Raw genomic sequence first — 22231 nt, 5'->3', positions numbered from 1 at the left:
CAGGGCGCTCCAGTTGGCAATCATCTCCGTGATGGTGTCCGTCCGGTTCCGAGCGGTAGGTGAAACGCCGGTTTCACTCTCGACAAGATACTCAAGCGCGTCGATCCTCTCCCCGCACATGGACCGCCGCCACCTCCTCGCTTCCCTCGCCGCCGCTGGGGCCGCCGGTCTCGCCGGGTGCGTCTCGGCGGACTCCGCCCCGTCGGCGGGAACCGGCCCGGACCCCGCGAGCGTCCCCGAGACGAGCGTTCCCGAAGACGTGGACGCACCGACCGAGAGCTACGTCGCCGGAAACGCCGACTTCGGTCTCGCGCTGCTCGACCGTCTCGCCGACGACGCGCCGAACCAGAACCGGTTCGTCTCGCCCTACAGCCTCGGCGTCGCGCTCGCCATGACCTACGCCGGGACGCGCGGCGAGACCCGGACGAACGTGGCCGAGACGATGCGGTTCTCCCCGACGGGCGAGGACCTCCACCGGTCGGTCGCCGCCCTGCGCGCGGCCCTCCCGCTCGGCGATGGCGACGAGTCGGCACCGCAGACGACGACTGGCGAAACGACAGACGAGACTGGTGAGACCGGAAACGAAGACGGCGCTGCCTTCCGATTCGTCGGCGCGAACGCGCTCTGGGGGCAGGAGGAGTTCCCCTTCCGGGAGGCGTTCCTCGGGACGCTGGAGCGCCACTACGGCGCGGGTCTCGGTCGGGCGGACTTCGCGGAGACCCCGGACGAAGCCCGGCAGGCCATCAACGGGTGGGTCGCCGACCGGACCCGCGAGAAGATACCCGAACTGTTTCCGGAGGGGACCATCGACCACAGGACTCGACTCGTCCTCGCCAACGCGGTCTACTTCCGGGCGAACTGGGCCGAGACGTTCGACGAGGAGGACACCGAACCGAGGGAGTTCACGACGCTCGACGGGACGAACGTGGAAGCGCCGACGATGCACCAGAGCGAGCGGTTCCCGTTCGCCGACGTGGACGGGGTGAAGGTTCTGGAACTCCCCTACGCGGGCGAAGACGCGGACATGACCCTCCTCCTGCCGCCCCGCGACGAGTTCCGCGAGTTCGAGCGAGGCCTCGACGCCGCCCGCCTCGGGGAACTGCTCGACGCGACAGAGACCCGGGAGGTGGAGGTCCGACTCCCCAAATTCGAGTTCCGGTCGAGCCTCGAACTGAGCGAGCGACTGGAGGCGATGGGGATGACGACCGCGTTCACTCGGAGCGCGAACCTCGACGGGATGGCCGATGGCGACGCCGACGCGAACCTGAAACTGGGGTCGGTCGTCCACGAGGCCTACGTCGGCGTGGACGAGCAGGGGACCGAGGCGGCCGCGGCTACCGGCGTCGAGGCCGAGTTTACGGCGGCGGCCCCGGACCCGGCGACGTTCGCGGCCGACCGGCCGTTCCTGTTCGCGATTCGCCACCGGCCCACGAACGCACCGCTGTTCCTCGGCCGGGTCGCGGACCCGACGGCCGACTGACGACGGGAGCGGCGCGGACCGACGGGGCCGCACGGAGCGGTAGGACTTTTGACCGCCCACCGTAACGTTGGAACATGAGCGACGACCGCGAAATCCTGTTGACGAACGACGACGGGATAGACAGCCCCGGTATCCGCGCCCTCTACGACGCCCTCTCGGCGGTCGGCAACGTCACCACCGTCGCGCCCGCCGACGACCAGAGCGCGGTCGGCCGGGCGATGACCTACGAGGTCCCCGTCCACGAACACGAACTCGGCTACGCCGTGGAGGGGACGCCCTCCGACTGCGTGGTCGCCGGACTCGCGGAACTCGGTCCCTACCCCGACATCGTGGTCTCGGGATGCAACGAGGGCGCGAACATCGGCGCGTACGTCCTCGGTCGCTCGGGCACCGTCAGCGCCGCGGTCGAGGCCGCCTTCTTCGGGGTCCCGGCCATCGCGGCGTCGCTCCACGTCCCCCAGAGCGAGTGGCCCCGCGACACCGAACTCGAAGAGTACGCAGAGGTCGCCGAGGCCGTCCGCTACCTCGTCGAACGCGCCCCCGACGCGGGCGTCTTCGAGGACGCCGAGTACCTCAACGTCAACGCGCCGCTCCCCTCGGAGGGGAGCGCGGTGGAAGACAGTGGGGGCGGCGTGGTGGACACCGACCAGCGAACCCCGATGGTCGTCACTCGGCCCTCGCACGTCTACGACATGGACGCCACCGAGGAGAACGGCGTGGTCACACTCCACGACAACACGTGGGGACAGATGGAGGACGACAACCTGCCCGACCCGGAGGGCACCGACCGCCGGGCGGTCTACGAGGGGAAAATCAGCGTCTCGCCGCTGACCGCGCCCCACACGACCGAGCACCACGACGCGCTGGACGACCTCGCCGAGCAGTTCTGAGCGCGAGTGAGGACTTCCGACGGCCGGTCGCGTCACCCGCGACTCGGAGAGTCGCCTGCCGAGACGACTACAGACCGCCCAGACGGTCGCCGGTAGCCCTACGGCAACCCGTCGAACCCGCTATCGAACCGGTGGCCGGTCTGGTCCAGATTCTTGACGCCGGGACAGTCGTGTTTCTCCGGGAGTTGGTGGTGCTGGCAGAAGGTACCCTGACAGTACGAACACCCCCGCTCCCCGACCAGTTTCTCGCCGCACTCCTCACAAGTGGCCATACAGAACTTACACTATCTATTACCAAGGAAGTATGGGTCGGTCCGTTCCGTCCTGAGGGCGGTACGGAACTCGACAGTCGCGTTAGCGAGTCTTGCGACGGTTTCGTACCGGATTCGAGCGAACGAGACAGCTGTTAGCAAGGTTTATTTGACGGTACTGTGAACAGAGTCACATGGTCAAGAGTACCGTTCGATTTCCCGAACCCGTTGTCGAGGAAATCGAAGCACTCGTCGAGGACGGCGTCGTGGAGAGCAAATCCGAGTTCCACCGCTTCTGCTCGGAGTACGTCCTCGCGCAACTCGACCCCGAATTCGAACCCGAGACGTTGGACTTCGAGGAACTCGAAGCCCAACTCATCCGCGACTCGACGGGTCCCTCGGAGGGCGACGGTATCTCGTTTCTCGAATCCGTCCTGTTCATCCGGAAGCACGCGCTCCGCGGGAACGTCCAAGACGCCGAGGACTTCATCGACCACCACTACGACCCCCACGACCGGGACGCGGTACTCCTCGAAGAACTCCTCTCGTTCTACCACGACTCCGCGCCCGACTCGGCCGCGACTCCCCGGCGCTCCGTGCAACCCGAACAGCGGTAGCGCGGCGCGGGTCCGGTGACGACACGTTCAGTTCGTATCCAGTTCTTTCACCACCGTCGCGGGATTTCCTTGGACGACGACTCCGTCGGGAACGTCCTCGGTCACGACCGCACCGGACGCGACGACGGCGTCGTCGCCGACCGTCACGCCGGGATTGAGAACCGCTCGGCCGCCGATCCAGACGTTATCGCCGATGGTGACCGGCTTGCCGTACTCCGGACCCTCGATTCGCTCCGCCGCGTCGAGCGGATGGGTCGCTGTGTAGATGTGTACGCCCGGCCCGATTTGGCAGTTCTTCCCGATGTCCACCCGGCACACGTCCAAGACGACGCAGTCGAAGTTCGCGTAGAAGTTCTCGCCGACATGGACGTTGTAGCCGTAGTCACAGCGAAACGGCGGCTCTATCTCGCACTCCTCGCCGAGCGAACCGAGCAGTTCTTCCAACAGTTCCCGTCGCTCTCCGAGGTCGTCCGCAGTCGTCCGGTTGTAGCGTCGCGTGAGTTCGCGTGCGCGCTCTCGCTCGGCGACGAGTTCCGGGTCGTCGGCGTCGTAGCGGTCTCCGGCCAGCATCTTCTCCTTTTCAGAAGTCATCGGTCACCGGATTCTCGGTCTGCCAACAAAAATGTGGAGGGAGTCTCCGGGCCGAGCGACCGTCGTCTATCGTCGCTCGCTACCGATTCTCTCCTCTCTCCGGAGTTCAGGTTCGCACTGACGTTCAGATTCGGTCCAGTTCCCCGATTTCAGCGTCCGTACTGTCAATCAATAGCGAGGGCCGAACGATGGAAAGCGCCCATATCAGAGCGATTTCTCGAGCCACACCGAATCCACATCGACGTCGTTGGTCGTCGTGTTCGTCACGCGCGCCACCCGCTCGTACCCCTGCCGTTCGTAGAAGCCGACGGCGTTGAGAACGGCCCGTAACCGAACGACTTCGAACCCCTCGTCCCGAAGTCGCTGCTCGAAGTGGTTCAGGATAGCCGACCCGATGCCCTCTCCGTTACGTTCCGGGTCTACGAAAACAGCCTCGACTTCGCCGCGTTCGACGTCGAGTTTACCGAATCCGACGACACGGCCATCGGTCTCCGCGACGACGAGTTCGGTCGAAGAGTCTTCGATAGCGTTCGTATATCTATCAGTTCCCTCTGGCTTCGCTGCCCACGCTGCGACCTGTTCGTCCGTATAGGCAGACGGTCCGTGAGCGATGATAGCGGCGACGTGAACGACTAAGATGGCCTCCGTGTCAGACGGCTTCGCAGGGCGAAGCGGATGCTCAGACGCCATACCGACTCGTGAGTACGTGCGAAGATATACTCTGCTACTCGGCCCAGAATCGCTCGTCTGGCTGGCGAGCCAAGGCTAACAGACGGGGCGAGGAAGGTTCAGTACGAACAGCAGGCGACACGCTCGTGATAAACGGAGTCACGCGTCGTCCGTTCCGGGTGCTCTGTCACGGCTGGTTATGTGAACGAGAGACGTAGACACCGATATGAGTGACTCGAACAGCGACGAGTTCGACCCGACAGCACGCGACCAACGCGAAATCGGGCGCGAGATGGTCGACCAGAGTACGGGCCTCGGTTCGGTGATGGCGCACGCCTACCGGGGCGAGATGGACCAAGCGACCACGTGGCGGCAACGTCTCGACCAGGCGACAACGTGGGCGGTGACGGTCATCGCAGCAATCCTCACGTGGGCGTTTTCGAATCCAGACAACCCGCATTACGTCCTGCTCGTCGGAATCGTGATAGTCACCGTCTTCCTCGGCATCGAAGCCCGACGGTACCGGAACTACGACGTCTACCGCTCGCGCATTCGATTGCTCCAGCAGAACCTGTTCGCGAACGCCCTCGACCCGTCACAGGGCGTCGAACATCCCGACTGGCGAGCAGAACTCAGTGAGGACTACCGGAGACCGACGCTGAAGGTCACCCTCGGCGAGGCACTGGCGAACCGACTTCGACGCATCTATCTCGCCCTGCTCGGAGTGCTCCTCGCCGCCTGGACGTTCCGGATTACGGCATTTACGCCTCGGCAGGACTGGCTTGCGACTGCCGGAATCGCTGTCGTTCCCGGTCCCGTCGTGGTCGGCGCTGTCGCGGCGTTCACCGGGGCCGCGCTCGGAATCGCGTTCTGGCCTCGGGAACGACACGCGAAGGGAGAGTTCCGTGAGGGTGACCCGGAGACGTGGAAAGATTCCGAGAGCGAATAGGTTCGCTAGCGTGAGATGCCTGGAGATGACGCATCGACGAGTTCGTCGAATCGGTCGCCCCAGACGTGATTGACTCGGCGGTGGTGACAACGCGTGTCCACGAGCCGATTGTTCGACTCGATAACTCGTGTTCCACGAGTTTGTGCGTTTTTCCGCGTCCCCCCTGAGTCTGGTTACTATCATCCCGAAGAAGACGTGTCCGGGTTCGTCCTCGAGTTCCGTCTCGTTCAGAACCATCCCATGTCACCGGCAAGGTCCAGTCCCGCATGTGAGAACGAGGTTCGGCAGCGACTGACTCAAAGGGACGAACGACTAACAAGTGCCTATGTCCATCGAAGCCTCCTTCACTATCGACCAAGCTGATTTCCCCCTGAGCGCCGTCTTCGAACAATTAACTGACGCCACCATCGAACTCGACCGAATCGTCCCCACGAGTAAGGCCGTCATCCCCTACTTCTGGATTTACGCCGACGACACCGCCTCCCTCACCACCGACTTGAGCGACGACATCGGAGTCGATCAGGTGACGGTAATCGACGAGGTAGAGGGACAGATGTTCGTTCGCGTCGATTGGAACCTCGACCACGAGAGCGTTCTCACGGCAATCGTCAACACCGACGTCACGCTGCTCTCCGGGATGGGAAATCAGGAACGGTGGACGTTCGAAGTGCGCGCGAACGAACAACAGGAACTCTCCGAGTTCCAAACGTACTGCCGAAAACACGACATCCCTATCGAACTCACCCAACTTCACGCTCTCGCGTCCCTCGAGTCAGATCGAGAGTACGACCTCACTGAGGGCCAACGCAAAGCAATCGTACTAGCGTACTCCAAAGGGTACTTCGACGCGCCGCGCACCGCCACCCAAGAGGTCCTTGCAGACGAACTGGGTATCACCCGGCAGGCGGTCTCCTCACGGTTACAGCGTGGCCTTCGGCGACTCGTGGCGAGTGCACTCATCACCCCACAGGAGTGACCCTTGACAGCATATAAGGGAATGTTGCGCACGCAACAGCCACCCTCAACCAATTGTGAAGCCTGTGCTAGGGCATGAGCTTACCTCCGGATACGCGCGGCTGTCTCGAACTCGTAGACTCGATGACGGCCATCGAATTCGATACGAATCGAGGGCTGTTTCGGGCAGTGTACGACAGAAATCGGGATTCTGCCAGTCTGGCAGTGGTCGCACTGGTAGCGACCGTTCTCGACGAGGACCCGGACCGTCTGGCTCCACTGTATTCCTCGATCGGTGGAGATGCATTCGAGAGACGGTTCCGGGAGATAACCGACACTCGGCGGGGGAAGGGACACACGTCGTTCAGCTACGAAGGGTTCGAGGTGACCGTGTTCGGTGACGGAACGATAGAGGCCGACTCACTGGATACCGACGTAGTCGGCACCGCTGGAGAATGAGGAACGCTGAGCGGGAAGCGACGAGTGGCGGAGACTTCGAGATGGCTCTCCGAGAACAACGACAACGGGTGTTGGCTGAGTTGGACGAGGAGAAAACGCTGGACGCGACACCGATCACCCGGCGTGACGAGAGGCTGAGTTGCGAGGAGTATCTCACCCTCGTCTACGAACTCCACCACGTCCATCTCCCCGAGCTACAATCAGACGGCTTGGTCGAGTTCGACCGACGAGAGGACGAGGTGGTACGAGGGGCGCGATTCGAGAGAGAACGCCGGTCACTCGAACCGGGAGACGAGAACTGAAACGGAGTCCAATCCGGCTGTTCGCTCTCGGCCCGTCTCCTCGGACGCCAGCCCTTTACTGACGGAGCGAGACAGACCGACAATGGCTACCGAAGCGACGTTTACGGTCCCGTCCGACCAGTTCCCCCTAGGAACCGTGTTCCAGCGATTACCGGGAGTGACGGTCGAACTGGAGCGAATCATCCCGGCCCAAGACGTCGTCATTCCCTATTTCTGGGTTCGGGGGACCGAAGTGGACGACATCGAAGGCGCGTTTCTCGACCATCCGGGCGTGGAGAACATTCGACTCGTCGATTCCGTGGCAGACGAGTATCTACTACGTGTCGAGTGGGCGCTGGAGTACGACGGCGTGCTGAGCACGCTGATGGAGACGCAAGTGCCCCTCATCGAGGCCGTCGGCACGAACGAGCAGTGGACGTTCGATATTCGGGGTGACGACCGACGTGACATCGCGGCCTTTCAAGAGCGGTGCCGGGAGTTGGGCATCCCGATTACGCTCACCAAACTGCACGCCCTCACGCCAATCGAATCGGAGGCCGAGACCGCACTCACCGACACCCAACAGGAGGCGCTGATACTCGCGTACGAGCGGGGCTACTTCAACACCCCGCGCGACGTGACGATGGCCGAACTCGGGGACGAACTCGGCATCTCACAGCAGGCGGTCGCGTCCCGACTCCGACGCGGAATCAGTTCGGTTCTCGGTAGTTCGCTGGCCGAATTCCGCTCGCTAGAGTGAACCTCATTTAAACGGTTTGTGTACCCAAAAACAGCGGTGAACCGCGTCGGCTGGTTAAAGAAGCGTATGGTTGGGACACCTGAGTTAGACACGGTTCTAGACGTCTGTGAACACGAGCATCGTCGCATCGTTCTCGCGGCACTCACTGAACAGCACCAGTCGCTCTCGATAGACGACCTCGCAACGGTAATCGTCCAACACAATTCCCACACATCACCGGCAGAGTCCGCTGGCGAGACACTGAGCCAGATTCGGACCGGGCTGCATCACGTCCACCTCCCGAAGTTAGCCGATGCCGGACTCGTCCGATACGACCCCGAGCGACAGTTGGCAGAGCCGACAGCTCAGCTCGATCGAACGGAGTCCCATCTGTCGGTGATTCTCGCTGTGGATTCTGAACTTCCGACATCACTCGAAGCACCGTAACCACCTCACGATGACGCCCATCCCCCACACGACATCATTTATCGGCCGCGAATCTGAAGCGTAGCTAGCGGAGCCTGCATTGGCCTCTCGGCTAGCAGTACACTGCCTGAAGAGAACGGTTTCGGCTACCGAGACTCCCGTTGTTCTACCTTGTTCAGTTCGATGAGCAACCGGAAAATCGCCTTCACGAGGTTCGCGTCCACGTCGAACTGCTCTGCGTTCTCGCCCGCGCGGTCCATCACGCGTTGCTCTTGGTCCTCGTCGGTGGTCGGCATGTCTCGCTCGTCTTTGACCCGCGCGACCGTCTCGGCCACGTAGGTCCGGCGGGCGATGAGTTCGACTATCTCGCGGTCGATGCTCTCTATCTCCTCGCGGAGCTCCGCGAGGTTCATCTCGTCCGGGCGGGGTCGTTCTGTGTCGTCGTCAGCCATGTCGTACCCTCTCGTTGACTCCATCGGTCTCGAACCTGTTCTAGTACCGCGCGCTCGCCGACAGCGACGAAACTCGGGCCAGTGCCCGACAGCGAGACGCCGCGCACGTCGGGGAGCGCCTCTACCATCGGGTCGGCGGAGAACCCGAGCGCCGCCGTGAAGGCGAACCCGTTGACCGTCATCGCGTCGGCGTAGCGACCGTCGAGCGCGAGGTCGGCGACCAGTTCCGCGACGGGCGCGAGTCGCTCGCACCGCGCGACGTCGGCGTCGGCGCTGAAGGCCTGTTCGGGCGGCGTCCAGACCAGCACGTCCCACTCGACGGGGTCCCGCGCGAGCAGTTCGTCGGTCCGGTTGTCGGTGACGGTGACGCCACCGAGCATGCTCGCGCTGGCGTCGTCGAACGCGCCCGTGACCGTCACGCCAGCGTCGCGGGCCGCCCGCACGCCGAGTCGGCAGGCCTCCTCGCGGGGTACCTCCTCGGCGACTCCGAGCGCGTCGAGCGCGGCCAGCACCGTCGCGTTCGCGGCCGCGCTGGAACTCTTGAGTCCGGCCGCCATCGGCACCTCGCTCTCGGTGCGGACGTGGCCACCCGAAATCCCGTCGCCGCCGGGCGCGTCCGCGGCGTACTCCGCGAGGACGAGTTCGACGCACCGCTCTATCAGGGTCGTGTCGGCGTCGGGGGCCTCCGCGACCCCGCCGGTCACGACGCCCGAATCGTCGAGTTCGACCTCGGCGGTCGTCTCGGCGTCGATGGCGAACGCCGACCCCTTGCCGCAGGCGAGGGCGTTCAGTACCGTCCCCGCCGCGAACGCAGACGCGCGGCCGTTCATGCCCGGGACTCTCTCGCGGTGCGTATTGACGCTGGTGGTTCGTGCAATCGCCACACCGGAGGAGAAGAGCGGTATCGGAGAACTCGGAATCGACCGTTAGCCTCCTCCCTGTTCGCTACCCTACTTGTACCCCAGCGCCCGGAGGCGCTCGTTCATTTGGGAGTCCTCCATCGCCGCCGCCGCTTCTCGCGGCGGGTCCGCTCTCGTCTCTCTGCGGGACTCGTGGGGCATGGTCAACCACGGAACCCGGACGAGCGACGGATGGGTGAGTCCCGGCGGGTGACCCCACATCTTGGCCGGAATGGGTCGCATGCGCTCGCCGAACATGTTGCCGTGGTCGGCCGAGACGACGACTTTCCCCCCGACGGCGTCCTGAATGCGCTGGACGTGTGGGAGTGCGAGTTCGAGGTTCTCCTCGTAGGCCTCCCGAATCGTCTCGAAATCTTCGGACGAGAGCCGATAGCGCAGTCGCATCCAGAGCGAGAGTTCAGACGAATCGCCCATCGACTGCTCCCTGTTTCCGCCGGTGAGACCGGCGTGAGTGATTCGCCGTCCGGTCTCCCCGATGAACGGCGTGTGGGGTTGCATGAAGTGGCTGATGATCCGCTTGTGCGGGTACTGCTCCGCGGCGTCTACGGTCGCCTCGGCCATCGTCTCGGGCGGGACGGTCCGTAACTCCTCGTCCCACCCCCAGTCGAACACGTCGACGATGTCGTGGAATATCCCGCTCCCCTTGAGCGACTCGACGTGCGGGTTCGCCGAGACGTACACCGTGTCGTGGTACTGACCGTCCGAGAAGTTGCGTTCGATGAACTCGGTGCTGTGGCTCCCCAGCGATTGAACGGCGCTCAGATCGCCGTCCAACCGACTGCACTTCTCGAAGGTGTCCAACCGACAACCGTCGAGTAACACGAGGGTGTCCCAATCGCGGTCCGTGATGCGGACCCCGTCTTTCTCCGACAGTTTTCGGTTGATCTTCATCGCTTGCCACCCGAGTTCCCCCAGAACCACTCGCGGATTCCGGAGTATCCTGCGGAGATTCTCTACCGTGACCTTCGAACCCATAGCCATCTACCGTTAACTACTCCTGCAGGGTCTTTAATATCCTTTCAATCCCCGAACCCGATTCGGCCCCGCGAGCGGTCCGTGCTGTGAAGCGTACCCCTTTTCCCCGACCCCGCCGAAAATTCGGGCATGAGCGCACGCAACGACGTGGCCCCCGACACCCTCGGCGTCGAGTTGGCCGAGGACGGCATCGTCGTGGAGTACACCGACGGCCGCGAGACCTACTACCGCGGCGTTCCGACCAAGGAGTCCGGCACCCTCCGGACCCAACCCGGCAAACTGGTCCAGATTCTCGTCACGGACCCGACCGAGACCGAGGGCGTGATGATGTACGTCAACGACCGCAACACCCACGACGACATCCTCGAATCGACCGGCGTCGGTCGGGTGATGCTCGAGTCCGGCGAGGAGGAGGAACTGTTCCCCGGCGTCACGGTGCGCGTGGACGGCTACGCCATCGAGGTGGAGGCCGACCCCGAGACCGCACGCGGCCGGGTGTTCGTCTTCGAGGAGGACGAACTCGGCGAGAACTCCTACGAGATAGTCAACGAGGACTGACGAGGACCGACCCACCATGCCACTCCAGAGACGCTGGCGGGACCTGAACCGGCAGACTGTCGGGTCCGCGCCCGAGCAGTACGGCGTCTACGAACTCGGCGAAGACGGCGACGTGCTCGAAGTCGGCGCTGGCGTCCTGCGCGACGAACTCAAGGACGCGCTGGCGTACGGGTCCGGCGACGAGGTCCGATGGGAGACCTGCCAGACGAAGGCCGAGGCGACTGAACTCGCGGCCGACCACCGCGACCGCGCCGGGTTGTAGTTCGGGACACCGGTCGCCGAGCGAACGGTACCCGACGAGACGAGCGACGCACTTCGTGACGCCCGAAGAGACGGTCCGTCGAAAACAGGCCAACCGGTCCGTCAGCGAAAGGGTCGTCTCGTCCGCGTCGGCCGCCGCGAACGCGCGGTCACTGGATGTACGAGGGGTCCTCGTGGTCGCAGTTCGCCTCGTGTTGCTTGGCGTCCTCGGCGTCGTCGAACATCATCCCGCACCCCTCGCACTTGTACCACGTCATCTCGTCGCGCTCGGTTTTGACGACCATGTTAGGGTGATACTGTGTCGGCGACCAAATCAGTTGTCCCGGGGTCGTCGCTCCGTAGCGCCTCGCTCGTCGCGGGACGCGTCGGTCGGGAGCCGACAGGGGAACCCTCAATACGCACGAGCTACGAGAGACTGACATGAACGCGAAGGGTTCCGCCGCAGTCGAGCTGACCGTCCAGGGCGCGGAGAAGCGCGACGCGGGCCGGGGTATCGCTCGCGTCCCCGAGTCGGCCCGGTCGGCGTTGGGCGTCCTGAGCGGCGACACCGTGGTCGTGGAGGGCGAACGCGACACCGTCGTCAAGGTGTGGCCCGCGGGGAGCGACGCGCAGGCCGGGACCGTCCGAATCGACGGCGAGACGCGGGCCAACGCCGGAGTGAGCATCGGCGACGCGGTGACGGTGCGCCAGATTTCGGTCGCCAACGCCGAGTCGGTGACGTTCGCGCCGACCGCCCGGTTCGACGAGGACGACCGTGACACGCTCGAATCGGCGCTCAAACGCACCCTGCAGGACCGGCCACTCAAGGAGGGCGAGCGGGTTCGCCTCGAACGCCTCGGCGACGCCGGAACGTTCCGCGTCGGCGCGACCGACCCCGACGGGGTGGTCCGCGTGACCGACGACACCGACGTGTCGGTGGCGCTGGCGTCCGGGTCGGGCGGGGCCGAGTCGGGTGCGACCGGGGCGAGTCGCGCCGGGTCGGAGTCCGGCGTCTCGATTCCCGTCGGCGGCGAGGGAGACGGCACCCCCGCGGAACCCACGGGCGCGACCTACGAGGACATCGGCGGCCTCGAAGACGAACTGGAGCGCGTTCGGGAGATGGTGGAACTCCCGCTGTCGAACCCCCAACTCTTCCGACGTCTCGGCATCGATCCGCCGAAGGGCGTGCTGCTCTACGGCCCGCCGGGGACCGGCAAGACGATGATAGCCAAGGCGGTCGCCAACGAGGTTGACGCCCACTTCGTCACGGTGTCGGGACCCGAAATCATGTCGAAGTACAAGGGCGAGAGCGAGGAGCGTCTGCGCGAGGTGTTCGAGACCGCCCGTGACAACGCCCCGACCATCGTGTTCTTCGACGAGATAGACGCCATCGCGGGCGAACGCGACGAGGAGAGCGACGTGGAGAACCGCGTGGTCGCACAGTTGCTCTCGCTGATGGACGGTCTCGAATCCCGCGGACAGGTCGTGGTCATCGGCGCGACGAACCGGGTGGACTCCATCGACCCCGCACTCCGGCGGGGCGGTCGCTTCGACCGCGAAATCGAAATCGGGGTGCCCGGCGAGGCCGGACGCCGCGAGATTCTGGACGTCCACACCCGCGGGATGCCGCTGGCCGAGGACGTGGACGTGGACCGACTCGCGGCCTCCACGCACGGGTTCGTCGGCGCGGACCTCCACGCGCTCTCGACCGAGGCCGCGATGGCCGCGCTCCGGCGGGCGCGCGACGCCGGGGCCGACGACGCGGCGCTGATGGAGGTGGAAGTCACTCGCGAGGACTTCGAGACCGCGATGGCCTCGGTGGACCCCTCGGCGATGCGCGAGTTCGTCGCCGAGTCGCCCGAAATCGGGTTCGACGCGGTCGGGAATCTGGAGGAGGCGAAGCAGACGCTGACCGAGGCGGTCGAGTGGCCGCTGGCGTACCGCAACCTCTTCGAGAAGACCAACACCGAACCGCCCTCTGGCATCCTGCTCCACGGCCCGCCGGGGACCGGCAAGACCCTGCTCGCGCGGGCGCTGGCGGGCGAGAGCGACGTGAACTTCATCCACGTGGACGGGCCGGAACTGCTCGACCGCTACGTCGGCGAGTCCGAGAAGACGGTCCGAGAGATATTCGACCGCGCCCGGCAGGCCTCCCCGGCAATCGTGTTCTTCGACGAGATAGACTCCATCGCGGGCGAACGCGGGTCCGGGATGGGCGGCGGCGCGGAGGTGTCCGAGCGCGTGGTCTCCCAACTGCTGACCGAGATGGACGGACTCGCCGAGAATCCGAATCTGGTCGTGCTGGCCGCGACCAACCGCCGGGACGCGCTCGACCGCGCGCTCCTGCGACCCGGGCGACTCGAAGAACACATCGAGGTGCCCGCGCCCGACGAGGAGGGCCGCCGGGCGATTCTGTCGGTCCACGCCGACGACAAGCCCCTCGGTGACGACGTGAGTCTGGACGAGTTGGCGGCGGAACTGGACGGGTACACCGGCGCAGACTTGGAGTCGGTCGTCAGGGACGCCTCGATGCGAGCGATTCGGGAGGCGGCCGAGGCGTGGGGCGTCGAGCAGGCCGACCAGAACGCGGACGAGATTCGGATTCAGCGCAAGCACTTCGACGCCGCGGTCGAAAAGATTCGCCCGACGCTGGAGTGAGGTCGCTGGCTCGATAGGTCGCCACGTCGGCAAGAAAGTTCAAACCCGACTGGACACTACCACGGGTAGGTGGGGAATTCATGGATATCGCCGACGCCGTTACGACCGAGTACGTGGACGTGAATCCGGGCACCCGACTGGGGAAGATTCGGGGTATCTTCGACGGTGACCAGACGTTGGAGGCCATCGTCGTCCGGGGCGAGAGCGACAAGTTCGAGGGCATCGTCACCCGCAAGGACCTCGTGAGTTCGCACCACGACCCCGAAGCGAAGGTCCGGTCGGTGGTGCGCCACCCGCCGACGGTGGCCAGAGACGAGGACGTGCGCGAGACCGCGCGGTTGATGGTCGAGGGGCAGGTCAAGATGCTCCCGGTTCTCGACGACGACGGCGTCCTGCGGGGCGTCGTCAACGCGAAGGACCTGCTCGGGATGGTGCAGGACAACCTCGGTGCCCTCGACGTGTCGGACGTGTACACCGAGGACGTGGTGTCGGTCGAACCCGACACCGTCCTCGGGAAGGTCATCCACACGATTCGGACCCACAAGTTCACCCGCGTCCCGGTCATCGACGGCACCGACGCGGTCGGGATGATAAGCCTCTACGACCTCGTGGACTTCACGACTCGGAAGATGACACAGGAACAGGGCGGCAACAACAACGCCACCGACTCGTTCGGCGGCGGCGTCTCGAAGAGTCAGGGCCGCACCCACGGCGGGTGGGGCGAGCGGTCGGGGTTGGAGGCGACGATGACCAACCTCCCCGCGCGCGACGTGATGAACTCGCCAGCGGCGACGATTCCGCTCGACGCCGGACTCGACGAGGCGTTCGCGAAGATGCAGGACCACGGCTACTCGTCGCTCATCGTCGTCCCGGAGGAGTTCGAGTCGCCAACGGGCATCGTGACGATTACCGACCTGCTCCGGGCGCTGACGTGGACCGGCGAGCAAGAGCAGCGCTCCGACGTGCAGGTGTTCGGCGTGGACCTGTTAGACGTCCTCTCGCGCGAGGAGATAGTCGCGCGAATCGACGAAATCGACGGGAAGTACAAGGACATGGACATCCTCGAAGCGAACATCCGCTTCCACAAGCACAAGGAGCAGCATCGGGGGACGCCGTTCGTCCGATGCACGATACGACTGTTCACCGACGAAGGGTTGTTCTCCGGGACCGGCGAGGAGTACGGCGCGCAGGCCGCCTTCAAGAACGCCGCGGACATCGTCGAGCGCAACGCCCTCGAAGACAAGGAGCGCGAGTCGCCGCGCCACCAGATGAAACAGGAGCGCGAGCGAACCGCCGAACTCGTCGAGTGGTGGACGGTGACCGAGACGAGTAGTTGAGTGTCGGCGACCACCGCCACGTCCGCATCCACGCTCGGCGGGACGGTTTTTCGGGACGACTCGCCGGAGACGTGCGGTGGTACTCCGACTTTCCCTCTTCTTTCGACGCTCTCCTGTCGCCTCGCCACTCGTGGTAGCGGCGAGCATGGAGTGATGGCTGAGGCGTCCGACCGCGCTCGGGAACGGTCGCTACCGGCGAGTACGTACTTCAATAGAGCCAACCCGCACCCTCGTTAGGGATTCTTAAATTAAGTTCTTCTAATAGAATAATTTATTGCGCGCCGGTCTGACCGAACTATCCGAGGTATGACAGACGACTCCCCCGACCGTCCCTCGAACGACGGCACTCGACGACAGTTCATGAACGGCATCGCCTCGCTGGGTATCGGTGCGTTCGGTCTCTCCCTCGCGTCCGACTCCAGCGCGGCGGCGTCCGGTTCGGCGGCCCCCGAGGAGTTCCGCGTGACCGGCCGCGAAATCGTCAAGGCGAAGATTCGACCCGACAGCGTGACCGTCACGAAACGGAAGATAAGCGACGACCTCCGGCGGCGATACGGCATCACCCCGCCGGTGCTGACCAAGACCGAGACGTTCGACCGGCCGAAGTCCGAGCAGGACGACCTGCCGCTCCGGGACACGCGGACCGAGAAGCGACCGTGGGACACCTACTACGCGAAGGAGGACGAGTGGAAGGCCCACTACCGGAAGACCGGCGGTGTCGGCGTTCAGGCCCGCGACCCCGACGAGGAGGACCACCCCTACGGCGTCTGGGAGTACGAGGCGGTCGACGGCGGATACGAGACGGCGGCCCCGATGAACGTCATCTCCGAGCAGTCGGCGGCCGACGTCGCCGGAGTGCTGACGAGCAACGGGTGGACCGACAACGTGGTCCAGTACAACCGTTACGCGTACAACAGCGCGACGAACCAGTTCGAGCAGCAGGACAAGTCAGTCGCCACGAGCACCTTCGGCTTCCTCGGCCGCAACCATCTCAAGATGTGGGAGTTCGAGGGCTACGTCTCCGGGTCGGCCCACGTCGACAGTTCGGTCCCGCACGAGGCGACGTCGTTCGACGACGCCGAAGCAGCCATCGAGGACGTCTTCGACGGCGCGTCGAACTGGTACGGCGACGACGACTACTACGACATGAACAACGGCTCCCAGCTCGACCACGACGGTTCCGCGACGAAACTCGTCGAGTACTGACCCCGACCCAGATTTATCTCTCCGCTCCCACAACGATACGCTATGAACTGGTACGCCGCCCTCCGCCCGCGCCGGAGTCTCGTCCTCCCGCTCCTCGCGGTCGCCGTCCCGGCGCTGTACTTCGTGTACAGGGATGCCGCGATGGGCTGTCCGTCGGCCCGTCCGTGTCTCGGCGCGGCCCACGCAGGCTACGCTCTCGTCGGACTCGCCGGAGCCTACCTCGCCGCAGTCGTCGTTCTGGCGTTCGCGGACGCGTCGGCGCTGGCGAGTCACCACCCGTACGCGAGACTCGCGTTCCGACCGACCGACCGAACGCTCGCGGTCCTCGGCGTCTTCGGGGCCGCGACAGCGACCTACCTGCTCGCGACGCTCGTCGCCACGGTTCCGGGATGGCTCGACCTCGTCCTCGCGCCGTTCGGTCTCGTCCTCGCGCTCCCGTTCGCCGTGAGTTACGCCGGGATGGTCGTCGTCACCGACGCGCTGCTCTCGGAACCGCCGACGCGGGTCCAGACGGTAGTCGTCGCCGTCTCGCTCGCGCTGACGGCGGTCTGGGTGTTCGCGTTGGCGACCGGAACCGCCGGACTGCTCGGGTCGTGGCTCCCCGCGAGCGCCGAGTCGAGGTAACCGAACCGAGACGGGGTATCGCCTCCGGACTCGTCGCTTCTCTACTGCGCCGCCTCGGCGCAGTCTTGCACTCAGCGATGGTCGTCCCGAACACGCCAACCGTTGATTTCGACGGCTCGGTGCGCAGGAACTACTGAGTGGTCGTCTCGCCGCCTCCGGGAGTGGGGGTCGTCTCCGGTGGGTCGGTAGCCTCGATGGTGAGACGGTTCAATCCGTCGCAGGGTTCCGACGAGGCGACCCGGTACCACTCGCCGAGTTGTATCGTCGGAAGCTGTCCGCCGCCCGCCGTCGTCGTCTCCTGACCCGCCGGAGTGGTCGTCTGGTCCTGCATCGCGGCTGCGGTCGTCGTCTCCTCGGTCCCGCCGCCCGCGGCGGTAGTGGTTTCGAGCAGGTCCTCGGCGAGGGCCGCTTGCGGCGCCAGTAGGCCCCGGAATCCGACGTCTGAGTCGCCGCGGAACGCCCGGACGATGAAGAGTTGGTACTCCGCGGACTGGTCGCCGCCGAGGCAGGCCGCCGGGACGGTCTCGGTTGCAGGCTCGCCGAAGGGGTCGCGGGGTCGGAATCGAACCCGGAACAGGTCGCCCTCTTCGAGACTGTAACTGAAGACGCCGGTTCCGCCTCGGCCCTCCCCGCCCGCCTGCGTCGTCGTCTCCTGAGCGGAAACCGCGTTCGCCGTGAGTCCCGTGACGCCGAGCAGGCCGACTGCACCGCCAGCCCTGAGCAGGTCGCGTCGTCGTGTTGCGCTGTCTTCGTCTACCATGCTCCGACACCCGACGCGTCGCGTCTTATACGAGTCGTCCGTTTACCGGAATCATCGCGGCTTGAACGCGCGGAACTCGCGTTACCGCAGACGAGTCCGGATTACCCGGCTGAAAGTCTCGATTGCGGGGGCAGAGAATTCGAGTCGAAGAGCACTGGACGGGCGGACGCGTAACCCACTGCGACAGACGAGCGCGGTGACGAATCCTCGAAACCGAACTCAGCTCCCCGTACCGCCGTCGCGCGGTTCGGCGGGTTCGAGCGACAGTTGGAACAGAGCGTCGCAGCGTATCGAGGTCGTGACGCGGTACCACTCCCCGACCTGTATCTCGGGGAGTCCGGACTCACCCGGGGGAGTCGTTTCCGCCGCAGTCGTGTCCGTTCGGACGGTCGTCTCGTTCGCCGTGGTTTCGTCGGGCGTCATCGTCTCGTTTGCGGGTGTCGTCGTTTCGGTTGTCGTCGCTGTCTCGTTTGCCGATGTCGTCGTTTCGTTCGCCGTCGTCGTCTCCTCTTGAAGCGCGGCTTCGGTCGTCGTTTCTGTCGTCGTAGTCGTCTCGGTCTCTCCGGTCGTCTCCGTCGTCGTATCCGCCGTCGTGGTCGTCTCCGTCGTCGTATCCGCCGTCGTGGTCGTCTCCGTCGTCGTATCCGCCGTCGTGGTCGTCTCCGTCGTCGTTTCTGTCGCCTCCGTCGTCGTCGTTCCGGTCGTCTGATCCGATACTGCCTGCGAGGGCACGAACAGCCCCTCGTATCCGAGGTCGATTCCGTCTCTGTGTGCTCGGACGATGAATATCTGGTACTCTCCGGGCTGACCGCCAGTGCAGTCCTCCGGGATGGTCTCGGTCCGAGCGTTCCCCGCCGAGTCCTGCGGTCGGAGCCACACCCGGAACCGGTCCCCCTGCTGGAGGCTGTAACTGTAGGCGTTCCGGGCGCGCTGGTCCTGCGCGGAGACACCGCTCGCCACCCATCCAAGTCCGACTGCCCCCGCTGCCGCGCCAGCCCTGAGAACGTCGCGTCGTCGTAGTGGGTTCCCGTCCTCGGCCATGCCCGGACCTGCATCACGTCGCGTCTTATAGCGAATCGGCCGTTCACGTTGTTGGGAGCACGTAACGCACGGACATTCGTCGGTTACGACCGGAGAATCGGAGTTACGAGCGGGAAACGCCGGATTTCCGGTCAGTCCCAGAACGACTGGGTGCGGGCGTACTGGCGCTCCTGCGCGAGGATGTCCCGGTAGAAGTCGTCCTCGTCCTCGCGCAGTTTGGCGATGATTCGGGCGGCGTTCCGCGGGCCGACCCCGCGGGCCGCCAGCGCGACGACCGCCCGCTTGCCGTGGCTCTGGACCAGATTGGCGGCCTTGTACGCGCGCCGGGTCATCTTCTCCTGCTCGTCGTCCTTGTCGTTCGAGCGCACCGCCTTGACCACCTCGTCCGCCCACGGGTTGAGCGCGGCGACGCGGGTCGAACCGCACTCGGGACACTTCGGTTGGTCGCGGACGCGTCGGACCGGTTTCTTTCGCTTCCAGTCCTCGCAGTGGAGGCACAGCAGGATGACCTCGTCGTCCCGAATCCGGTCCTTGACCGTCTGGATGACGCTGGCGTCGGCGTTCTCCGGCGCGAGCAGTTCCCGGCCGGACGAGACGCCGCCCGACCCGACCGGGGTGCGGCCGCCGGTCGTCACGACCTCGATTTCGCCCGACCGGATTCGGCGAAGGACCTCGCTGGCCCGCTCGACAGCGAGGTCGTCGTGGAACACCTCGCGGACCGCCTCGTCGTACATCGGCGTCTCTTCGAGGGCGGCCATCAGCCTGTCCATCTGCGGGCCGCCCGTGCCGCCACCGCCGTCCCAGCGTCGGAGCGCGCCGAACTTGGCCGCGACCTGCGAGAGTTTGAACTTGAGCGAGTCCGAGTGCTTGAGGCTCAACTCGATGATGGCCTCGACGTGGTCGGGGTCGGTCTCTTGGAGGACCGCCGCGACCTCCTGCCCGTTGACCTTCGCGGGCACGTCCAACTCGATGCGGTAGGGGTCCACCTCCAGTCCGACCGACGACCCGGTTCGCTGACCGACCAGCGACGAGAGGACCCGGCCGAGCGTCTCGTTGACCTTGTGGCCGAAGCAGGCGTTGAGGACGACTTTCCGGGCGGCGTGTTCGACCACGATTCGGTCCGCGGTCGGGAGCGGGGCGTCGGCCTCGGCGTGGCGGTCGAGTTGCGAGAGCGCCTCGCTCGCGGTGTACTCGTCCGTGGGGTAGCGGTTCGTGAACTCCTTGGCGACGCCCTCGCGGGGCGCGCCGCGCTCGAACTGGGGTCCCGCCACGGCGCGCATCTCGCCGACTTCCTGGGCCACGTCGTAGGGCACCGGAATCTCCTCGCCGACCCACGACGGAATCTCGCCGCCGGGGTCCTCGATGGGCGAGACCTTGACGGTCTCCTCGTCGTCGTCCACCTCGGTGATGCGCCACATCTCGCCGCGCTGGACGAATATCTCGCCCGGTTGGGCGAAGTTAACGACGAACCGCTCGTCGAGCGTGCCGACCTGCGACCCCGACGCGATGTCCTCGACGGTGTACTTCTGCTCGTCGGGAATCATCGAGAGGTTGGCGTAGAAGTACTGCCACGTCTGACTCGACTTCTCCAGTCGGTCCTCGGCCTCGTCGAGCCAGACGAGTCGGTTGCTCTTCAACTCGCGACAGACCGCCTTGAACGCCTCCTCGGAGAGGTCCCGGAAGGGGTAGGCCCGCGTTACGACGTCGTAGGCCCGCATCGCCGAGAGGTCGCCGAAGTCCATCACCAACCCGACGATCTGGTTGGCCACGGTGTCCAAACTCCCGTCGTGAATCTCGGCGTCCTCCACGTCGCCCGCCTTCGCGCGCCGGGCGATGGCGAGGGCTTCGAGGGTGTCGTCGGGATGCTTGGTGATGATGGTGCCGTGAGAGACCGCCTCGCTCCGGTGGCCCGCGCGCCCGACGCGCTGGAGCAGGCGCGCGACCTCACGGGGACTGGAGTACTGGACCACGTGGTCGATGCGGCCCACGTCGATGCCCAGTTCCATCGAGGAGGTGCAGAGCAGGGCGTCTATCTGCCCGGCCTTGAAGCCGTCCTCCACGTCGATGCGGGCCTCCTTCGACAGCGACCCGTGGTGGACGCCGACGTTCGCGTCCAACTCCTTGAACCGCGACCCGAGCGCCTCGGCCGTCTGTCGGGTGTTGACGAATATCAGCGTCGAGTCGTGGTCCTCGACGATTTCCAGAATCGCCCGGACGTGACTCGCCATCGACTCTTCGGTGGCGAGTCTCCCCGCGAGCCGCTCGTCCTCCGCGGTGATTTCGGGCTCCCGGACCTCGAACTCGACCTTGCTCCCCACGTCCACTTCCACGATTTCGGGAGCGGGGCGTTCGGCCGGGTCGCCGGTCAGGAACCGGCCGACCTCCTCGGGGTCGCCGACGGTCGCCGACAGGCCGATGCGCTGGAAGTCGTCGGCCAACTCGCGGAGGCGTTCGAGGCCGATGGTCAACTGCGCGCCGCGCTTGGCGCTGGCAAGTTCGTGGACCTCGTCTATCACGACGTGGTGGACGTCTTCGAGGGCCTTGCGGAGCTTCGAACCGGTCAGCATCGCCTGCAGGGTCTCGGGCGTCGTCACCAGCACGTCCGGCGGGTCGTTGGCCTGCTTCTGGCGCTGGTAGTCGGTGGTGTCGCCGTGGCGCACGTCCACCCGGAGGTCCAACGCCTCGCCCCACCACTCCAGCCGCTGGCGCATGTCGCGGTTGAGGGCGCGCAGCGGCGTGACGTACAGCGCGGAGATGCCGAACCGGGGACCGTTCTCGGCTTGGTTCTCCGCAATCGCGTCGAACACCGGCAGCATCGCCGTCTCGGTCTTCCCGGTTCCGGTGGGCGCGATGACCAGTGCGTCCTCGCCGCGTGCCAGCGGCGGAATCGCCCGGCGCTGTGGCTCGGTGGGCGTCGAGAATCCGCGTTCGGAGAGCGCCGCCCGCACCTGCTCGCCGAACTGTGCGAAGGCCGCAGAACTCGCGGCCGCTCCGTCGCTCATTGGTCGTTTTTAGCGGTTAGAGGGTGATAAGCACGTTGCCTTCGAAATCTGACGAGTCGGTCTCGGACGGCGTTTTTCGAGGCCGCTCCCGATGGCAGGTGGTCCACTTTCGGTCCCGAACTACGACGTTTCAGTCCGCACTCAGTTCCGGT

Annotated in this window: 25 protein-coding genes; 15 read left to right on the top strand and 10 right to left on the bottom strand. The window is 65.4% G+C overall.

Features of this window, described 5'->3' with window-relative positions; all coding sequences use genetic code 11:
- Positions 1–118 precede the first annotated feature (118 nt).
- Positions 119–1480: a serpin family protein gene (locus NGM06_RS04295; RefSeq protein WP_254269093.1), complete on the top strand. Its 1362-nt coding sequence runs from the start codon at positions 119–121 to the stop codon at positions 1478–1480.
- Positions 1481–1554: 74 nt separating this feature from the next.
- Complete coding sequence (gene surE / locus NGM06_RS04290; RefSeq protein WP_254269092.1) at positions 1555–2370, top strand: 5'/3'-nucleotidase SurE; 816 nt, start codon at positions 1555–1557, stop codon at positions 2368–2370.
- 98 nt (positions 2371–2468) lie between these two features.
- Here the strand turns inward: surE and NGM06_RS04285 are convergent, their stop codons facing one another.
- A complete protein-coding gene (locus tag NGM06_RS04285; protein WP_254269091.1) occupies positions 2469–2642 on the bottom strand; it encodes an AN1-type zinc finger domain-containing protein in 174 nt (57 codons plus the stop codon).
- A gap of 173 nt (positions 2643–2815) precedes the next feature.
- On the opposite strand from NGM06_RS04285, the gene NGM06_RS04280 reads away from it, so the two are divergent.
- Complete coding sequence (locus NGM06_RS04280) at positions 2816–3238, top strand: transcriptional regulator (RefSeq protein WP_254269090.1); 423 nt, start codon at positions 2816–2818, stop codon at positions 3236–3238.
- A 27-nt stretch (positions 3239–3265) separates the two neighbouring features.
- On the opposite strand, the gene NGM06_RS04275 is transcribed toward NGM06_RS04280, so the two are convergent.
- Both NGM06_RS04275 and NGM06_RS04270 read right to left on the bottom strand, forming a co-directional pair.
- Positions 3266–3829 (bottom strand): sugar O-acetyltransferase, encoded by a 564-nt coding sequence (locus NGM06_RS04275; RefSeq protein WP_254269089.1) that lies wholly within the window; start codon positions 3827–3829, stop codon positions 3266–3268.
- A 204-nt stretch (positions 3830–4033) separates the two neighbouring features.
- A complete protein-coding gene (locus tag NGM06_RS04270; RefSeq protein WP_254269088.1) occupies positions 4034–4519 on the bottom strand; it encodes a GNAT family N-acetyltransferase in 486 nt (161 codons plus the stop codon).
- A 205-nt stretch (positions 4520–4724) separates the two neighbouring features.
- Here NGM06_RS04270 and NGM06_RS04265 point away from each other — a divergent pair, with 205 nt between their 5' ends.
- The 6 genes from NGM06_RS04265 (at position 4725) to NGM06_RS04240 (ending at position 8327) form a co-directional block, all read left to right on the top strand.
- Complete coding sequence (locus NGM06_RS04265; protein WP_254269087.1) at positions 4725–5447, top strand: DUF2270 domain-containing protein; 723 nt, start codon at positions 4725–4727, stop codon at positions 5445–5447.
- 325 nt (positions 5448–5772) lie between these two features.
- Entirely contained in the window at positions 5773–6423 is a 651-nt protein-coding gene (locus NGM06_RS04260; RefSeq protein WP_254269086.1) for a helix-turn-helix domain-containing protein, read from the top strand.
- A 74-nt stretch (positions 6424–6497) separates the two neighbouring features.
- Complete coding sequence (locus NGM06_RS04255) at positions 6498–6860, top strand: HalOD1 output domain-containing protein (protein ID WP_254269085.1); 363 nt, start codon at positions 6498–6500, stop codon at positions 6858–6860.
- Between the two features lie 41 nt (positions 6861–6901).
- Entirely contained in the window at positions 6902–7162 is a 261-nt protein-coding gene (locus NGM06_RS04250; RefSeq protein WP_254269084.1) for a hypothetical protein, read from the top strand.
- 82 nt (positions 7163–7244) lie between these two features.
- Positions 7245–7901 carry a helix-turn-helix domain-containing protein gene (locus NGM06_RS04245; RefSeq protein WP_254269083.1) on the top strand — a complete coding sequence of 219 codons (657 nt, stop codon included), beginning with the start codon at positions 7245–7247 and terminating at the stop codon, positions 7899–7901.
- 36 nt (positions 7902–7937) lie between these two features.
- The gene (locus NGM06_RS04240; RefSeq protein WP_254269082.1) at positions 7938–8327 is read left to right on the top strand and encodes a DUF7344 domain-containing protein; all 390 of its coding nucleotides are present in this window, start codon (positions 7938–7940) and stop codon (positions 8325–8327) included.
- 125 nt (positions 8328–8452) lie between these two features.
- Here NGM06_RS04240 and NGM06_RS04235 read toward each other — a convergent pair whose 3' ends face one another.
- The 3 genes from NGM06_RS04235 to NGM06_RS04225 all read right to left on the bottom strand — a co-directional run bounded on the left by NGM06_RS04235 (position 8453) and on the right by NGM06_RS04225 (position 10659).
- Positions 8453–8758 carry a chorismate mutase gene (locus tag NGM06_RS04235; protein ID WP_254269081.1) on the bottom strand — a complete coding sequence of 102 codons (306 nt, stop codon included), beginning with the start codon at positions 8756–8758 and terminating at the stop codon, positions 8453–8455.
- A complete protein-coding gene (locus tag NGM06_RS04230; protein WP_254269080.1) occupies positions 8716–9588 on the bottom strand; it encodes a shikimate kinase in 873 nt (290 codons plus the stop codon). The genes NGM06_RS04235 and NGM06_RS04230 overlap by 43 nt, the downstream gene beginning before the upstream one ends.
- A 120-nt stretch (positions 9589–9708) precedes the next feature.
- Entirely contained in the window at positions 9709–10659 is a 951-nt protein-coding gene (locus NGM06_RS04225; protein WP_254269079.1) for an alkaline phosphatase family protein, read from the bottom strand.
- Between the two features lie 123 nt (positions 10660–10782).
- Between NGM06_RS04225 and NGM06_RS04220 the strand changes: the two genes are divergently transcribed.
- Together NGM06_RS04220 and NGM06_RS04215 are read left to right on the top strand one after the other, a co-directional pair.
- Positions 10783–11211 (top strand): DUF5796 family protein, encoded by a 429-nt coding sequence (locus tag NGM06_RS04220; RefSeq protein WP_163520817.1) that lies wholly within the window; start codon positions 10783–10785, stop codon positions 11209–11211.
- Positions 11212–11227: 16 nt separating this feature from the next.
- The gene (locus NGM06_RS04215) at positions 11228–11473 is read left to right on the top strand and encodes a DUF7508 domain-containing protein (RefSeq protein WP_254269078.1); all 246 of its coding nucleotides are present in this window, start codon (positions 11228–11230) and stop codon (positions 11471–11473) included.
- 148 nt (positions 11474–11621) lie between these two features.
- On the opposite strand, the gene NGM06_RS24110 is transcribed toward NGM06_RS04215, so the two are convergent.
- Entirely contained in the window at positions 11622–11756 is a 135-nt protein-coding gene (locus tag NGM06_RS24110) for a DUF7128 family protein (RefSeq protein ID WP_256567997.1), read from the bottom strand.
- Between the two features lie 136 nt (positions 11757–11892).
- Between NGM06_RS24110 and NGM06_RS04210 the strand changes: the two genes are divergently transcribed.
- From NGM06_RS04210 to NGM06_RS04195, 4 genes are all read left to right on the top strand, one after another.
- On the top strand, positions 11893–14109 hold the full coding sequence (locus NGM06_RS04210; RefSeq protein WP_254269077.1) for an AAA family ATPase: 2217 nt from the start codon (positions 11893–11895) through the stop codon (positions 14107–14109).
- A gap of 80 nt (positions 14110–14189) precedes the next feature.
- Positions 14190–15446, top strand: a complete 1257-nt coding sequence (locus NGM06_RS04205) for a CBS domain-containing protein (RefSeq protein ID WP_254269076.1) — start codon at positions 14190–14192, stop codon at positions 15444–15446.
- A gap of 306 nt (positions 15447–15752) precedes the next feature.
- Positions 15753–16652, top strand: a complete 900-nt coding sequence (locus NGM06_RS04200; protein WP_254269075.1) for a hypothetical protein — start codon at positions 15753–15755, stop codon at positions 16650–16652.
- A 42-nt stretch (positions 16653–16694) separates the two neighbouring features.
- Positions 16695–17276: a hypothetical protein gene (locus NGM06_RS04195; protein ID WP_254269074.1), complete on the top strand. Its 582-nt coding sequence runs from the start codon at positions 16695–16697 to the stop codon at positions 17274–17276.
- A gap of 130 nt (positions 17277–17406) precedes the next feature.
- Here the strand turns inward: NGM06_RS04195 and NGM06_RS04190 are convergent, their stop codons facing one another.
- From NGM06_RS04190 to NGM06_RS04180, 3 genes are all read right to left on the bottom strand, one after another.
- Entirely contained in the window at positions 17407–18036 is a 630-nt protein-coding gene (locus tag NGM06_RS04190; protein WP_254269073.1) for a hypothetical protein, read from the bottom strand.
- Between the two features lie 219 nt (positions 18037–18255).
- Positions 18256–19077, bottom strand: a complete 822-nt coding sequence (locus NGM06_RS04185; RefSeq protein ID WP_254269072.1) for a hypothetical protein — start codon at positions 19075–19077, stop codon at positions 18256–18258.
- Positions 19078–19208: 131 nt separating this feature from the next.
- Positions 19209–22079: a DEAD/DEAH box helicase gene (locus NGM06_RS04180; RefSeq protein ID WP_254269071.1), complete on the bottom strand. Its 2871-nt coding sequence runs from the start codon at positions 22077–22079 to the stop codon at positions 19209–19211.
- Between the last annotated feature and the right edge of the window lie 152 nt (positions 22080–22231).

Source organism: Halorussus aquaticus (genome assembly GCF_024218795.1).
In the GTDB taxonomy this organism is placed as follows: Archaea; Halobacteriota; Halobacteria; order Halobacteriales; family Haladaptataceae; genus Halorussus; species Halorussus aquaticus.
The sequence above is the reverse complement of the archived record's forward strand: the minus strand, read 5'-3'. Positions and strand labels throughout refer to the sequence as shown.

Coding starts and splice junctions, on each gene's coding strand:
- NGM06_RS04295 (WP_254269093.1), top strand. CDS start 119: ATGGACCGCCGCCACCTCCTCGCTTCCCTCGCCGCCGCTGGGGCCGCC.
- surE (WP_254269092.1), top strand. CDS start 1,555: ATGAGCGACGACCGCGAAATCCTGTTGACGAACGACGACGGGATAGAC.
- NGM06_RS04285 (WP_254269091.1), bottom strand. CDS start 2,642: ATGGCCACTTGTGAGGAGTGCGGCGAGAAACTGGTCGGGGAGCGGGGG.
- NGM06_RS04280 (WP_254269090.1), top strand. CDS start 2,816: ATGGTCAAGAGTACCGTTCGATTTCCCGAACCCGTTGTCGAGGAAATC.
- NGM06_RS04275 (WP_254269089.1), bottom strand. CDS start 3,829: ATGACTTCTGAAAAGGAGAAGATGCTGGCCGGAGACCGCTACGACGCC.
- NGM06_RS04270 (WP_254269088.1), bottom strand. CDS start 4,519: ATGGCGTCTGAGCATCCGCTTCGCCCTGCGAAGCCGTCTGACACGGAG.
- NGM06_RS04265 (WP_254269087.1), top strand. CDS start 4,725: ATGAGTGACTCGAACAGCGACGAGTTCGACCCGACAGCACGCGACCAA.
- NGM06_RS04260 (WP_254269086.1), top strand. CDS start 5,773: ATGTCCATCGAAGCCTCCTTCACTATCGACCAAGCTGATTTCCCCCTG.
- NGM06_RS04255 (WP_254269085.1), top strand. CDS start 6,498: ATGAGCTTACCTCCGGATACGCGCGGCTGTCTCGAACTCGTAGACTCG.
- NGM06_RS04250 (WP_254269084.1), top strand. CDS start 6,902: ATGGCTCTCCGAGAACAACGACAACGGGTGTTGGCTGAGTTGGACGAG.
- NGM06_RS04245 (WP_254269083.1), top strand. CDS start 7,245: ATGGCTACCGAAGCGACGTTTACGGTCCCGTCCGACCAGTTCCCCCTA.
- NGM06_RS04235 (WP_254269081.1), bottom strand. CDS start 8,758: ATGGCTGACGACGACACAGAACGACCCCGCCCGGACGAGATGAACCTC.
- NGM06_RS04230 (WP_254269080.1), bottom strand. CDS start 9,588: ATGAACGGCCGCGCGTCTGCGTTCGCGGCGGGGACGGTACTGAACGCC.
- NGM06_RS04225 (WP_254269079.1), bottom strand. CDS start 10,659: ATGGCTATGGGTTCGAAGGTCACGGTAGAGAATCTCCGCAGGATACTC.
- NGM06_RS04220 (WP_163520817.1), top strand. CDS start 10,783: ATGAGCGCACGCAACGACGTGGCCCCCGACACCCTCGGCGTCGAGTTG.
- NGM06_RS04215 (WP_254269078.1), top strand. CDS start 11,228: ATGCCACTCCAGAGACGCTGGCGGGACCTGAACCGGCAGACTGTCGGG.
- NGM06_RS24110 (WP_256567997.1), bottom strand. CDS start 11,756: ATGGTCGTCAAAACCGAGCGCGACGAGATGACGTGGTACAAGTGCGAG.
- NGM06_RS04210 (WP_254269077.1), top strand. CDS start 11,893: ATGAACGCGAAGGGTTCCGCCGCAGTCGAGCTGACCGTCCAGGGCGCG.
- NGM06_RS04205 (WP_254269076.1), top strand. CDS start 14,190: ATGGATATCGCCGACGCCGTTACGACCGAGTACGTGGACGTGAATCCG.
- NGM06_RS04200 (WP_254269075.1), top strand. CDS start 15,753: ATGACAGACGACTCCCCCGACCGTCCCTCGAACGACGGCACTCGACGA.
- NGM06_RS04195 (WP_254269074.1), top strand. CDS start 16,695: ATGAACTGGTACGCCGCCCTCCGCCCGCGCCGGAGTCTCGTCCTCCCG.
- NGM06_RS04190 (WP_254269073.1), bottom strand. CDS start 18,036: ATGGTAGACGAAGACAGCGCAACACGACGACGCGACCTGCTCAGGGCT.
- NGM06_RS04185 (WP_254269072.1), bottom strand. CDS start 19,077: ATGGCCGAGGACGGGAACCCACTACGACGACGCGACGTTCTCAGGGCT.
- NGM06_RS04180 (WP_254269071.1), bottom strand. CDS start 22,079: ATGAGCGACGGAGCGGCCGCGAGTTCTGCGGCCTTCGCACAGTTCGGC.